15 protein-coding genes are annotated in these 12,251 nt (G+C 68.1%); 1 reads left to right on the top strand and 14 read right to left on the bottom strand.

The features are described from left to right. Positions 1-4 precede the first annotated feature (4 nt). Positions 5-364 (bottom strand): cytochrome c family protein, encoded by a 360-nt coding sequence (locus tag ASG51_RS22425; protein ID WP_056219179.1) that lies wholly within the window; start codon positions 362-364, stop codon positions 5-7. 192 nt (positions 365-556) lie between these two features. On the opposite strand from ASG51_RS22425, the gene ASG51_RS22420 reads away from it, so the two are divergent. Then, the gene (locus ASG51_RS22420) at positions 557-793 is read left to right on the top strand and encodes a helix-turn-helix transcriptional regulator (RefSeq protein WP_056383132.1); all 237 of its coding nucleotides are present in this window, start codon (positions 557-559) and stop codon (positions 791-793) included. Between the two features lie 299 nt (positions 794-1,092). On the opposite strand, the gene ASG51_RS22410 is transcribed toward ASG51_RS22420, so the two are convergent. From ASG51_RS22410 to ASG51_RS22350, 13 genes are all read right to left on the bottom strand, one after another. Then, positions 1,093-1,947 (bottom strand): shikimate 5-dehydrogenase, encoded by an 855-nt coding sequence (locus ASG51_RS22410; RefSeq protein WP_277996220.1) that lies wholly within the window; start codon positions 1,945-1,947, stop codon positions 1,093-1,095. A 2-nt stretch (positions 1,948-1,949) separates the two neighbouring features. Continuing rightward, positions 1,950-2,573 carry a hypothetical protein gene (locus ASG51_RS22405; RefSeq protein ID WP_244480238.1) on the bottom strand — a complete coding sequence of 208 codons (624 nt, stop codon included), beginning with the start codon at positions 2,571-2,573 and terminating at the stop codon, positions 1,950-1,952. A gap of 18 nt (positions 2,574-2,591) precedes the next feature. After that, positions 2,592-2,831: a hypothetical protein gene (locus tag ASG51_RS22400; protein ID WP_056219187.1), complete on the bottom strand. Its 240-nt coding sequence runs from the start codon at positions 2,829-2,831 to the stop codon at positions 2,592-2,594. Between the two features lie 39 nt (positions 2,832-2,870). Further along, entirely contained in the window at positions 2,871-3,911 is a 1,041-nt protein-coding gene (locus tag ASG51_RS22395; RefSeq protein WP_056383127.1) for a formate dehydrogenase subunit gamma, read from the bottom strand. Between the two features lie 71 nt (positions 3,912-3,982). Next, positions 3,983-4,579: a formate dehydrogenase FDH3 subunit beta gene (gene fdh3B / locus ASG51_RS22390; protein WP_055955987.1), complete on the bottom strand. Its 597-nt coding sequence runs from the start codon at positions 4,577-4,579 to the stop codon at positions 3,983-3,985. A 16-nt stretch (positions 4,580-4,595) separates the two neighbouring features. Next, positions 4,596-7,538 carry a formate dehydrogenase subunit alpha gene (locus tag ASG51_RS22385; RefSeq protein WP_056273118.1) on the bottom strand — a complete coding sequence of 981 codons (2,943 nt, stop codon included), beginning with the start codon at positions 7,536-7,538 and terminating at the stop codon, positions 4,596-4,598. 7 nt (positions 7,539-7,545) lie between these two features. After that, a complete protein-coding gene (locus tag ASG51_RS22380) occupies positions 7,546-7,785 on the bottom strand; it encodes a formate dehydrogenase (protein ID WP_056219196.1) in 240 nt (79 codons plus the stop codon). A gap of 68 nt (positions 7,786-7,853) precedes the next feature. Beyond that, positions 7,854-8,456: a molecular chaperone TorD family protein gene (locus ASG51_RS22375; protein WP_244480237.1), complete on the bottom strand. Its 603-nt coding sequence runs from the start codon at positions 8,454-8,456 to the stop codon at positions 7,854-7,856. A gap of 168 nt (positions 8,457-8,624) precedes the next feature. Next, positions 8,625-9,299, bottom strand: coding sequence for a DUF3306 domain-containing protein (locus ASG51_RS23745; RefSeq protein WP_082514209.1), 675 nt, complete (start codon positions 9,297-9,299; stop codon positions 8,625-8,627). After that, complete coding sequence (locus ASG51_RS22365) at positions 9,296-9,823, bottom strand: DUF3305 domain-containing protein (RefSeq protein WP_056383279.1); 528 nt, start codon at positions 9,821-9,823, stop codon at positions 9,296-9,298. Before ASG51_RS22365 ends, ASG51_RS23745 begins: the two co-directional genes overlap by 4 nt. 47 nt (positions 9,824-9,870) lie before the next feature. After that, complete coding sequence (locus ASG51_RS22360) at positions 9,871-10,881, bottom strand: DUF6352 family protein (RefSeq protein WP_056383124.1); 1,011 nt, start codon at positions 10,879-10,881, stop codon at positions 9,871-9,873. Positions 10,882-10,916: 35 nt separating this feature from the next. Continuing rightward, positions 10,917-11,492 (bottom strand): DUF6505 family protein, encoded by a 576-nt coding sequence (locus ASG51_RS22355; protein ID WP_056219209.1) that lies wholly within the window; start codon positions 11,490-11,492, stop codon positions 10,917-10,919. Beyond that, on the bottom strand, positions 11,489-12,235 hold the full coding sequence (locus ASG51_RS22350; RefSeq protein ID WP_056383123.1) for a biotin/lipoate--protein ligase family protein: 747 nt from the start codon (positions 12,233-12,235) through the stop codon (positions 11,489-11,491). The genes ASG51_RS22355 and ASG51_RS22350 overlap by 4 nt, the downstream gene beginning before the upstream one ends. Positions 12,236-12,251: the final 16 nt, after the last annotated feature.

The following is a 12,251-nucleotide window of genomic DNA, read 5'->3' as shown; positions in this document are numbered from 1 at the left end:
GGGACTACTTCTTGGAGGCCAGATAGGCGATCACATCGTCGATCTTCTTGTCGTCGGGATAGCCGGCGAACACCATCTTGGTTCCCGGGACCTTCGCCTTCGGGTTCTTCAGCCACTCGTGCAGGTTGGCCTCGTCCCAGGTGATCCCGGAGCCCTTGAGCGCGGCGGAATAGGTGTAGCCTTCCTCCGAGGCGGCCTTGCGGCCGACGACGCCGGTCAGGTTCGGTCCAACCCCATTCTTGCCGAAGGCGTGACAGGCCTTGCAGGGCGCGAACGCCTTCTCCCCCGCCGCGGCATCCCCCTCGGCATGCGCGGCCATCGGGAGCAGGGCGGCAAATAGAGCACCGTAGATCGTGTGTCGCATGGGGTTTCCTCGCAGAACGTTCTGGTGGTGAAACCTAGCTAAAGCGCCGCTATCAAAAGTAATGCGAACCGCAACGATTATCACGGCAACGTGATCGCCCGGGAGGGATTAAGGGCGGCGATCGTCTGGTTTGGCCAGTCGGGGGGCCTACCCTTAGGCCCCTGCGCGAAATCCATCGCCCCAGGTGGAGCCATGCCGGTCCAACCCGCCGACGTCTGCCAGTTCCTCCATCGCACCGGCTGGAGCCAGGCGCGCCTCGCCTGGGAACTCGGGATCAACCAGCCGCGGATCTCGCGTTTCATCAACGGCATGAAGAAACCGAACCCGGACCTCGTGCGTGTCCTGGACGCCTTCTTCGCGGCGGAGGCGCAGGCCCGCGTCGCGGCGCGGACAGGCGGCGGGTATCGGCACGGCCCTCCGCGCGCGTAGACTGCCGCTCTCCCGGCACCGGCGCTGCCGGCATCGGATCCAGCCCGTCTTCGCGTTGGACGCTCGCCCGAAGCGCGCCGTCGCCTTCACCCGGCGAACGCTCGCCGAAGGTCCCGCAAGGCTCGTTCGCGAATGACCGATGTCCCCCGCGGCGACGGCCGGATGGTCCGCGCCGAGGAAGAAACGCCAAGGGTGCCGGTCCGGTCACGACCGCGGCGCCTCCTCGGCATGATGGCGTCGATCGCCGCCGTCATCGCCCGGGTTGACCGCGGGCTGGACGCCCGCGCGCCCTCGTCCCGTCAGGTCCGGGCGTAGGCGGCCGCATCCGCCACCTGCGCGGAGGACGGCGTCACGCCGGTGTAGAGGATGAACTGTTCGAGGCCCTGCAGGATCAGGACCTCGTGCCCGGTGATGCACGGCTTCCCGAGGCGTTCCGCCGCCGCGAGGAACGGCGTCCGGGAGGGCAGGGCGACCACGTCGAAGGCGATGGCGCAGGCGGCGATGGCCGCCTCCGGAAAGGCCAGGGCCCCGGCATCCGGCCCTTCCATGCCGAGGGGCGTGACGTTGACGAGGAGCGGCGCCGTGCGGTCGCCGAGCGCGGTCGCATGGGCGAAGCCGGACCGCTCCGCCAGGGCCGCACCCGCCGCCGCGTTGCGCGCGACGATCGTCCCATGCCGAAAGCCCGAATCGCGCAGGGCCGCCACGACCGCCTTGGCCATCTCGCCGGACCCGCGCACGATGAACGGCGTCGCCGGATCGATCGCGTGCCGGGCCAGCAGGGCGCGCACGGCGAGATAGTCCGTGTTCGCGCCGGTCAGCGTGCCGCCGTCGTTGATGATGGTGTTGACGCTGTCGATCGCCCGCGCGGACGGATCGAGGGTGTCGAGGAGGGGGATCACCGCTTCCTTGAAGGGCATCGAGACCGCGCAGCCGCGGATGCCGAGGGCGCGGATGCCGCCGATCGCCCCGGGCAGGTCGGTGGTCGAGAACGCCTTGTAGACGTAGTCGAGACCGAGCAGCGCGTAGAGCCGGTTGTGGAACCGCGACCCGAAATGCCCCGGCCGGGCCGACAGGGACATGCACAGGGTCGTGTCCCGTCCGATGAGGGGACGCGCGGGCAGACCCGCCTCCGCGTTCTCCGCCGTCCCGCCCACCCTCAGGGCTGCGATCCCGCGAAGAGCTTCGGGTTCAGGGCGGCGAGCGCCAGGAGGGGCGGGGGCATGATGACGCCGGCGACGCGCATGGCGCGCGCGGCCGCGCGGCAGCCGGTCTGGTCGTTCGCTCCGGCGGCGGCCTCGAGCTGCGCCACGACGGCGGGATCCGGCTTCGGGCTCGGCGCCGGCGCACCGGGGGGCGGCGGAGACTTGGCGGCGGCATTGGCCTGCGCCAGGACGGTCTTTCCGTCGCTGACGGGAGCCCGCGTGTCGCTGGTGGGCGCCTTGGTGTCGGTGTTCGTGGGCCCGCTCAGCCCCGACTTCTGCTGCGGGTCACCGCCGGCCGTGGAGGGCTGCCCGTCGCTCTTGCCGGAGGCATTGGAGACGGCGGTGGCCTGCTTGGGCGGCGTGGCGGCCTCCTGCTTCTTCTCCTCCGGCTTCTGCACGAACGCGATCAGTTCCTGGCACAGGTTCGCCGGTCCCTTCGCGGGCGCCGCCGCCGGGGCGGGCGCCGCATCCTGCGCGAAGGCTGCGGGCGCCGCGAGGCAGCCCGACAGGAGCAGTGCGGCGAAGGGCAGGCGTCGGATCATCTTCGGTCCCCTGTGGTCCGGGCTCGTGGTTTTCATCGGTGATCGCTGGAAGGATCAGGATCGCTTCGGATGGGACGGCTCTCCGGTGGCCTTGCCGTGGGCGGATTCCCCGGTGTCGTTCGTCTGCGGATCCCCGTTCCACTTCTCCCCGACGAGATTGGTGCCCGGCTCCGACACGCGGGCGCCCGACGTCGCGAAGGCCTGGTAGGCGAACGTCTGATTGCTCGTCAGGGCGTACATCGCCACGACGCCGAGCCCGATGGCCGCGATGATGGCGAGGATGAAGGCTTTCATGGTCGGGGTCCTCGCCGCGCGGGCGTGCAGGGTGTTCGGTTACTCGGCGGGGGCGGGGTGGCGACCGGAGAGCTGCGGGCCGCTCGCCGTCTTCGCCTGCTCCTGCTCCACCCAGAGATCGTGGTGGGCGCGCGCCCAGGCCAGGTCGACCTTGCCGCTGCCCATGGCGTCGTAGGCGCCCTTCATGCCGAGCGTGCCGATGTAGATATGGGCGAGGATGCCGGCGATGAAGGCGATGCCGATCAGCGAGTGGATCACCTGCATGACCTGCATGCCGTTGATGTCCAGCAGCGCGAACGGGAACAGCATCATCAGGCCGGTCATGCTCATGGCGGCGCCGAAGCCGGCGACCATCCAGAACACGCCTTTCTGACCAGCGTTGAAGCGGGCCGCGTGCGGGTGCTTCTTGCCGATGAACCCGCCGCCGGCCTTGATCCAGTCCCAGTCGAGGCGGTTCGGGATGTTGTCCTTGATCCAGACCACGAACATCATCACCACGCCGAACATGAACGGCCAGGCGAGATAGACGTGGCTGTACTTGGCCCATTGCGCCAGGGCGCCGAAGGCCTCGGGGCCGATCAGCGGCATCAGCAGGCGCTTGCCGAAGATGTAGTTCAGGCCCGAGAGCGACAGGATGATGAAGCACACGGCCGTCATCCAGTGGGTGAAGCGCTCGAAGGTGTTGAAGCGCAGGATCTTCCGGCCCGATTCCTGGCTGTGCTCCGTGAGGATGCGCCCGCGCCAGAGGAAGAACGCCCCCAGCGCGCCGATCATGCCGAGAATGAGGGCGGCCCCGATCCACGGCAGATAGTGCTCGCGGAACGACTGGTACTCGCGACCCTGCGGCTGGATCAGGTTCGCGGCCTTCCGATCGGGGATGCTGATCCGGCCGGTGATCTTGTCCGCGTTCTTGAAGAGAAACTCTTCGTTCACCGAATCCGCCGTGGGCTTGGCGCCCATGGGGTTCTGCCCATCCTGTGTGATCGGATTCTGGGCGCGTGCCGGTTCGAACGCGCCCGGCGCGGCCAGGAGCGTCGTCGCGACGACGAGGGTGCTGAGGAGCGTGACTGCCCGCCGCATCGGCGTTCCTTTCGATGGCGTGTCGTCTCGGAGCCGCCGGATGGCCGCCGGCTCCAGGGGCGAGGGGGCGATCAGATCGCCACGGTCTCGCGGTAGGCCGTCTTCCAGCCCCAGGCGCCGGAGCCGTAGCCGCGCTTGATCACGCGCTGCTTGTAGATCTCGGCGATCATCTCGCCGTCGCCGGCGAGCAGGGCCTTGGTCGAGCACATCTCCGCGCAGAGGGGGAGCTTGCCCTCGGCGAGGCGGTTCGAGCCGTATTTCTCGTACTCGGCCACCGACAGGTCCGGCTCCGGGCCGCCCGAGCAGTAGGTGCACTTGTCCATCTTGCCGCGCGAGCCGAAGTTTCCGACGCGCGGATACTGGGGCGCGCCGAAGGGGCAGGCGTAGAAGCAGTAGCCGCAGCCGATGCAGATGTCCTTGGAGTGCAGCACCACCGCGTCGGCCGTGGTGTAGAAGCAGTTCACCGGGCACACGGCCGCGCAGGGCGCGTCCGTGCAGTGCATGCACGCCATCGAGACCGAGCGCTCGCCGGGCTTGCCATCGTTGAGCGTCACGACGCGACGGCGGTTGATGCCCCAGGGCACCTCGTGCTCGTTCTTGCAGGCGGTGACGCAGGCGTTGCACTCGATGCAACGGTCGGCGTCACAGAGGAACTTCATACGGGCCATGGTCGATGCGCTCCTCTCACGCGGCCTTGATCTGGCATAGGGTACACTTCGTCTCCTGCATGCCCGTCACAGGATCGAAGCCGTAGGTGGTGACCGAGTTGACGCTCTCGCCGAGCACCACCGGGTCGGTGCCCTTCGGGTAGTAGTCGCGCATGTCCTTGCCCTCGTACCAACCCGAGAAGTGGAAGGGCATGAACGCGACGCCCTTGCCGACACGGTCGGTGACGAGCGCCTTGACCTTGGCCTTCGAGCTGTTCTCGGCGCCGGTGACCCAGACCCAGGACCCGTCCTTGATGCCGCGCTCGACGGCGTCGCCGGTGTTGATCTCGACGAACATGTCCTGCTGCAACTCGGCCAGCCACGGGTTCGACCGGGTCTCCTCGCCGCCGCCCTCGTATTCCACGAGGCGGCCCGAGGTGAGGATGATGGGGAAATCGCGCGCCACGTTGCGCTCGACGGCCGCTTTCTGCACCGAGAAGCCGATGTTCGGCATGCGGAACTGCCGCTCGTCGGGGCGGGTCGGGTACTTCGCCACGAGGTCGGGGCGCGGCGAGTAGACCGGCTCACGGTGCACCGGCACCGGGTCGGGCAGGTTCCAGGCGTTCGCCCGGGCCTTGCCGTTGCCGAACGGGATCACGCCGTGATCGAGGCAGACCCGCTGGATGCCGCCCGACAGGTCGGTGGCCCAGCTCACGGTGTCGGCCTTGTCGCCGCCGATCTTGAGGATCGTGGCGAGTTCGTCCGCCGTCAGGTCTTTGTCCCAGCCGAGCTTCTTGAACACCCCGAAGGTGAATTCCGGGTAGCCGTCGGTGAGGTCGGAATCCTTGGTGAAGCTGTCCTCGGCCAGCAGGGTCTGGCCGTTGCGCTCGGTGCCGAACCGGGCCCGGAAGGTGCTGCCGCCGTCCTTCACGTGGAGGGAGGTGTTGTAGAGGATGGCCGAACCCGGATGGCGCAGCTCGGGCTTGCCCCAGCACGGCCAGGGCAGGCCGTAATAGTCGCCGCCCACCTCCGGGTCGTCCTTGGGTGCCCGCAGGGTGATGAGATCGAACTTGTGCTGGTTGCGCATGTGCGCCTTCAGCCGCTCGGGGCTCTGGCCGCAATAGCCGGTCGACCAGCCGCCGCGGTTGATCTCCCGCAGCAGATCCTCGGCCGAAGGGACGTTGTTCTCCACCTTGATGTTCTTGAACAGCGTCTCGGCGAAGCCGAGCTTCTTGGCGAGGAGGTAGAGCACCTCGTAGTCGTTCTTCGACTCGAAGGCCGGCTTGACGATCTGCTCGCCCCACTGGAGCGAGCGGTTGGAAGCCGTGCGCGAGCCCTCCATCTCCAGCGAGGTGCAGATCGGCAGCAGGTAGGTGTTGTCCTGGCGGGCATCGAGGGCCGCGAAGGTGGTCGGATGCGGATCGGCGACCACCAGGAGCTCGAGCTTGTTCATGCCCTCGATGGCCTCGGGCAGGCGGGTCACGGTGTTGCCGCCGTGGCCGAACACCATGAACGCCTTGATCGGGCTGCGCTGGTCGATCTGCTCCGGCGGCAGGTTCACGGCGTCGAACCAGCGCGTCGAGGTGATGCCGGGCGCTTCCATGTTCTCCTTGCGCGAGCGGGCCTTGCGGCCGGCCGCGGCGGGAACCTCGTCGAAGCGGGACTGCAGCCACTCGTAGGGCACGTCCCAGACGCGGGCCCAATGGCGCCAGCCGCCCTCGACGAGACCGTAGTAGAGCGGCAGCGAGGTGACATCGAGACCGAGATCGGTGGCGCCCTGCACGTTGGTGTGGCCGCGGAAGATGTTCGCGCCGGTGCCGGGCTTGCCCACGTTGCCGGTGGCGAGACACAGGATGCAGAGGGCGCGCACGTTGGCAGTGCCGACCGTGTGCTGGGTCGCGCCCATGCACCAGATCAGGGTCGCGGGCTTCTCCTTGGCGAACTTCTCCGCCACCCGGCGCAGCTGCTCGCCGGGCACGCCGGAGACGCGCTCGACCTCCTCGGGGGTCCACTTGGCGACTTCCTTGCGGACGTCGTCCATGGCGTAGACGCGCTGGCTGATGAACTCCTTGTCCTCCCAGCCATTCTGGAAGACGTGCCAGAGGATGCCCCAGACCACCGGAATGTCGGTGCCGGAGCGGATGCGCACGTACTCGGTGGCGTGGGCCGCCGTGCGGGTGAAGCGCGGATCGATGACGATCATGTTCGCGCGGTTGATCTCCTTGCCCGACAGCACGTGCTGCATGGAGATCGGGTGCGCCTCGGCGGGGTTGCCGCCGAGGATGATCATCGTCTTGGCGTTGCGGATGTCGTTGTAGGAATTGGTCTGGGCGCCGTAGCCCCAGGTGTTGGCGACGCCCGCCACCGTGGTCGAGTGGCAGATGCGTGCCTGGTGATCGACGGAGTTGGTGCCCCAGAAGGCGCCGAACTTGCGCATCAGGTAGGCGGCTTCGTTGGTGAACTTGGCCGAGCCGAGCCAGTAGACCGAGTCCGCGCCGTTCTTCTCGCGGATGGCGCCGAGCTTGTCGCCGATCTCCTCGATGGCTTGTTCCCAAGAGACGCGCTGCCACTGGCCGCCGACGAGCTTCATCGGGTACTTCAGGCGCCGGTCGGACGAGACCAGCTCGCGGATCGCCGCGCCCTTGGCGCAGTGCGTGCCGCGGTTGATCGGGCTCGCATAGGACGGCTCCTGGCCGACCCAGACGCCGTTCACCACCTCGGCCGTCACCGTGCAGCCCACCGAGCAGTGGGTGCAGACGTTCTTCTTGATCTGGACGTCGGGGCCGACGGCCGACGAGCCGGCGGCGCGGGCCTGCCGGACCGATCCGAGCTGGATCGTGCCGGCCGCCGCCAGGGCGCCGGCGGTCAGGCCCGACTTCTTCAGGAAGCCGCGACGGTCGAGCACGCCGGCCGCGAGGCCCGCGGCGACGGCCTGGTGCTTGGTGCGGCTCGCCTCGCCGCTCTTGCGCTTGGTCAGCATCGCAGGCTCACTTCTTTCCGGCGTTCGTGCTGTTCTGAAGGGTCTCGTAGCCGTTCGTCCGGTAGAACGCCTTCACCTCGTCCGTGAGGCGGTAGCGCGACCGGGTCTCGTCCGTGCCGGGGTCATAGGCCTGCGCCTCGGTGACCGAGAGCGGCGACGCCATGCCGGCCGCGGCCGCCACCGTGCCGCCGCCGAGCGCGCGGAAGAATTGGCGACGGCCGAGCTGGTCCTTCTGATCCTGTCCCATCGCCCACACACTCCCTCCGGCGCTCTCCGACACGGGGTCGAGCGCCATGATCCAAAGAGACGGATGCCTCAGGCATCCATCGCGAAAGCCGCCGCCTCGATCTCGAGGAAGGCCCGTCCCAGGGCCCCGACCGGGCGATAGAAGCGCGCCGCCTTGGCCCGCTCCAGATCCGTGAAGAAACGTTCGCCCCACGGCGCGATGTGCCGGAGGAAGAACGCGCGCGCGGCACCGGGCTCGGCCTCGAACCGTCCGGCCGTGAGCCCGGCCATCACGTCGAAGAGAATCGCGAGATGATCCTCGGGTTCGGTCGTCGCGGGGTCGCGCTCGATGCCCAGTCCCGAGAGATCCTCGCGAACCCGGGCGAGGGGCCGCTCGTTCAGGAACCCCGTCAGGTAGTAGGAGGCGTAGGGCAGAAGCTCTCCCCGCCCGACACCGACGAAGAGCGCGAAATATTCCCGCTCCACGGCATCCGCCGACGTCTCCCGGGCCAGGGCTGCGAGAGAAGCGACCTCGCGGCCCAGGACGCTGTCGCCGCCCTCGAGCCCCGCCAACGCACGAAGAAGATCCGCCGTGGGAGGACGGCCGAGGAGGACCGCGAGAAGGTCGTACTGCTGCGCGCGCAGGTGATCGACCTCGTCCAGGGCCAAGCTCACCGTCGTGGCCTCGTCCATCCGATCCATCACCCCGACGCCGACTTCCCCTGGCGGCTCTGAAAACGGCGCACCGGAACGCATACCACTCCTCGACCCTTCCGGCCCCCGCCGCTCCACCTGAGGTGCGGTCTAGTTTGTATTGATAATAAAAAGGGTTTCACCGAACGGCAATCGCGTTTCTTCGCATTAGCTCGGCATCGCGCCGCCATGGCGTCGCAGGGGCGAAACAATCGGGGCCGATTGAAACGTGCGCTCGCCATTCTGCGATGGATGAAGGTCCTCCGCGCCGACGTGCGCGGTCGGCGCGTCCTGGATGGAGACCATCTGCGTTTCCGCGGCGGTTTCATCCGCGACCGGGACGGTCGACGGCGCGACCTCGACGTCACCCTCTTGGATACCGACCGGCTTCTGCGGCGGCTTCGGGGCGTGGCCGGTCATGATCCGCTCGACCATTGCCGTGATGTCGTCCGTGGGGAGCATGGGTCCGAGCCCGGGTACCCCACCGGGCGTATTCCAGTCGTAGGCATATTCCCGGGCCTCGCTGACGAAATCACGGATCGCCGGATCGACGGACCACATCCGCCGAAGGGCGGCTTTTCGCAGCGCCGCCGGAATCCCCGCCCTGAGAAACGGAACGAGCTCGGTCTCCGCGGTCAGATCCTCGATCTTCGGCAACCGGGCGATCGCGTCCGCCAGGCTCTCGTCGTCGAGCGCTGGTTCCGTGGAAACGAGAGCTTCGTCAACGACTTGCGGTTCGGGCGGGACCACGAGCGCCGACGGTTCCTTGACCGCCTGCGCGCGCTCGTGCTGACGAACCTCCTGCTTGCGTCGCGCCCAGCGTGAGAGAAGGCTCTCGTTCATTCGCCGCGTCCCTTGCCCTGACCGCCCCGCGCCAGCGCTTCCGGATCGGCGCGGTCGCGCTTCCGCTTCTCGAACTTCCGCTCGACATGGAACGCCTCGAAGAACGCGAGCAGGATGCCCTGGCATTCCGTCGGCATCGGGACCGCCTCCACGATCTCGCCGATGCCTTCCGCCATGGCCTCGCCCTCGTAGGGGTCCGCCGTCACGGTCGCGATCTCGTAGGAATCCTCACCGAGCTTGCGCAACGAGACCCAGAGGGAAGGACGTCCGGACACGAGGTTGTCGCGATAATGCGAGGTCTCCGCGGGGTGGAGGAGAACCTCGTAGGATCCGGCGTAGAACGTTGATTCCTCTTCGTTTTCTGTAAGCGGGGTCCAGTTCGCGACGGGAGGCGCCGCTGGGAGTGCCGCGACCGGCAGCCAGGCATGGGTCGCCCAGGGGCCGCGCAGGCGTCGTCGGGCGACTAGGATACCGACCTCGAAATGATTCTGCGGCCTGGCGCGATCCTGCTCAGGGTCGTCCAGCGCTCGTCCGCCCGCATCTTCGTCGAGGATTGTCGGATCGTTCGGCATCAGCAAGGCGCCTGCGCTGTCTTGAGGGGAAGACCCGCGATCAGATTGTGCGGCTTCAGCGTCACGAGGTTCGCGCCCGTCGCCGCCAGCAGGAGGTAGACCGGACGGTCGCCGACCGAGTCTTCGAGGCGCGTCCGGTCGCTGAACGTCAGGCTGAAGAGCGCGATGACGCGTTCCTGGTCGGCGCTCGAGACCGGTTCTCCGCGCCAGAGGGCGTTGCCGATCCGCGTCGCTTCCGCATCCAGGCCGACGAACCAGCGCCAGTCGGAATCCTCGAGCTTGTCGAGGGGGTTGACCCGAACCTCGACGTTCAGGAGGTGCCCGACGAAAGCCTCGATCACCCGGGCCAGCGCCACGCGGCTGCGCATGCTGGAGCCGAGGTTCAGCGCCATCGAGAATGCATCGGAGCGGCTCCAATAGCTCCAGGCATTGTCCTCGTTCAGGATGTCGAGTTCGTTCGCCGCGTCCTTGCCCAGCATGCTCACCAGCGGCGACAGGGGGGCGCTCCCTTCCCGCGCCTCGATCACCTCGGCGTCGGCCAGGAGAACGGCGTTGTCGAGGCGACTGATCCGTTGAGGCCGGAACAACAGCTCCGCCGCGCGCAGCACGAACGGGTCGTCGCAGCCGTCGAGGGCGTTGCGCAGGATCAGGTGGACCAGCTGGTTCAGGAACAGCGAGGGAATGCCCTGCAGGCCCTCCCGGATCATTCCGAGATAGGCTGCCTCGATCGAGCGCGCCGCCAACAGGCGGTCTCGGAAGGCAAGCAGCACCTCCCAGTTTTCCCGAGCATCCGGATCCGCGATGGCCCTCACGGCCTCCATTGATACGACGCGGCGTGGATGGGCGAGCAGGTCGGCATACAGGGCACGCTCCGCGGCGCAGGCGTCGTCGGGCGGCAATACCTCCGGGCGGGCCAGATAGGCGAGGATCAGTTCGTCGGTGACGGCCAATCCGCCACCCTCGGTGCGCTGCGTCAGGTGGTGGCCGCTGGAGACCCAGAATTCGGTCATGGCAGGGTCTGTCCCGGTACGAAGGCTGGCATCGATCAGTTCCCCGAGGAAGCCGAAGCGCGCGCGAGCCCGATGAGATCGGCGCGTTCCTCGGGTTCCTCCTCATCGGTCTCCACGAAGCGAAAGGCGCGGGCATGGGCATGCAGACGGTCGGCTCCCGGCGTTCCGGCATCGCGCTGGTGCAACGTCCGGAAGGCTTCGGTAATCTCGCCGTCCGTCTGGGTCCGGTGCATCGCTACGACGCTCCCGATGGGAACGCCACAGAGGGAGGCTGCGAAGTCGAGCTCTTCGCGGGCCGCCGCCCGTGCGGTCACCCGGTCCGGTGCACCGAGACGCTCGTGAAGATGTCGAGCCAAATCCTCGACCGCAGCATCGCGCTCGGTCTCGGACGCTTCGGTCACCACCACCAGGGTCGAGAAGCCGAGAGACGTCACCCCGACGAAACCGGACCGGAAGGCGGCGCGCGCTTTCCCCTCCAGGGCGGAAAGATCCTGGTCCCAGAAAAGAAACGACCCCGTCACCGCCCATTCACCCGGCTCGGCCGGATGTGCGAAGACGAAGGTATCAGAGGGGTCGAGCCGCAGTGTGCGCGGCAGCTTGAGCGCCGTCATAAACGGACCGTCCCGGTTTCAGGATCAAGCCATGCCGGTTCGCGCAGCAGCCGCGCCAGAGGCCAGCGCTCGGACTCACCCAGGATGACGTCGCCGGCCCGATCGATATAGACCGGCACGCCCGGCGGTGTCGGCAGGTGCGCGAGGTAGCGGGCGGCGATCCCGTCGAAGCCATCTTCCGCCCAGAGGGAGAACGTCCGGATCAGATTGCGGGCAAAGCTCTCCACCAGCGGAAACCGGATGTCCGCCGGAAAGCCCTCCTCGTCGAGGGCCGTCGAACCAGGAGTGAGCCCCGGATCGCCGGTGGCTCCTTTCGAGAGAAGAAGCATGGCCGAGAAAACCAGCCAGTCCGGCGTCGATTCCTCCGGGCATTGGGCGGGCCAGCCCAACCGCCCACCCCCGAGCCGGGCGCCGTCGAAGACGAGCACGTCGGGCCAGCCGAAGGTCAGCGGCATCTCCGGTGGACCATGCGCGCCGACAGCGTCGGCCAGGGCCGTCATGGCAGCCAGGAATGCGCGGCGCGCCGAGACCAGCGGCTCTTCCGGCGCCAGAACCACTGCAAGGTCGAGCACGCCCGCGCGTTCGGTAAGCACGAGGGTGCCCGCCGCATCAGCCCCCTGATGCTCGGCCAGCGACCGGGCTTCCGTGAAGGCATCGCAGGCACCTCCCACCAGGCGGCCGGTGAATGCCGGTGGCAGAGCGAGTGCTGTCGATCGGAGATCGAGGTCTGGGGTTGTCGTCACGGAGAAGGCAGGACTC

Origin of the sequence: Methylobacterium sp. Leaf465 (genome assembly GCF_001424705.1) — a bacterium.
Lineage (GTDB): Bacteria > Pseudomonadota > Alphaproteobacteria > Rhizobiales > Beijerinckiaceae > Methylobacterium.
The sequence above is the reverse complement of the archived record's forward strand: the minus strand, read 5'-3'. Positions and strand labels throughout refer to the sequence as shown.

What these genes read in the sequence shown, in the direction of transcription:
- ASG51_RS22380 (WP_056219196.1), bottom strand. Translation starts at nt 7,785, where the DNA reads ATGGGACAGGATCAGAAGGACCAGCTCGGCCGTCGCCAATTCTTCCGC.
- ASG51_RS22425 (WP_056219179.1), bottom strand. Translation starts at nt 364, where the DNA reads ATGCGACACACGATCTACGGTGCTCTATTTGCCGCCCTGCTCCCGATG.
- ASG51_RS22405 (WP_244480238.1), bottom strand. Translation starts at nt 2,573, where the DNA reads ATGAAAACCACGAGCCCGGACCACAGGGGACCGAAGATGATCCGACGC.
- ASG51_RS22355 (WP_056219209.1), bottom strand. Translation starts at nt 11,492, where the DNA reads ATGACGGCGCTCAAGCTGCCGCGCACACTGCGGCTCGACCCCTCTGAT.
- ASG51_RS22360 (WP_056383124.1), bottom strand. Translation starts at nt 10,881, where the DNA reads ATGACCGAATTCTGGGTCTCCAGCGGCCACCACCTGACGCAGCGCACC.
- ASG51_RS22420 (WP_056383132.1), top strand. Translation starts at nt 557, where the DNA reads ATGCCGGTCCAACCCGCCGACGTCTGCCAGTTCCTCCATCGCACCGGC.
- ASG51_RS22385 (WP_056273118.1), bottom strand. Translation starts at nt 7,538, where the DNA reads ATGCTGACCAAGCGCAAGAGCGGCGAGGCGAGCCGCACCAAGCACCAG.
- ASG51_RS22375 (WP_244480237.1), bottom strand. Translation starts at nt 8,456, where the DNA reads ATGGACGAGGCCACGACGGTGAGCTTGGCCCTGGACGAGGTCGATCAC.
- ASG51_RS23745 (WP_082514209.1), bottom strand. Translation starts at nt 9,299, where the DNA reads ATGAACGAGAGCCTTCTCTCACGCTGGGCGCGACGCAAGCAGGAGGTT.
- fdh3B (WP_055955987.1), bottom strand. Translation starts at nt 4,579, where the DNA reads ATGGCCCGTATGAAGTTCCTCTGTGACGCCGACCGTTGCATCGAGTGC.
- ASG51_RS22395 (WP_056383127.1), bottom strand. Translation starts at nt 3,911, where the DNA reads ATGCGGCGGGCAGTCACGCTCCTCAGCACCCTCGTCGTCGCGACGACG.
- ASG51_RS22400 (WP_056219187.1), bottom strand. Translation starts at nt 2,831, where the DNA reads ATGAAAGCCTTCATCCTCGCCATCATCGCGGCCATCGGGCTCGGCGTC.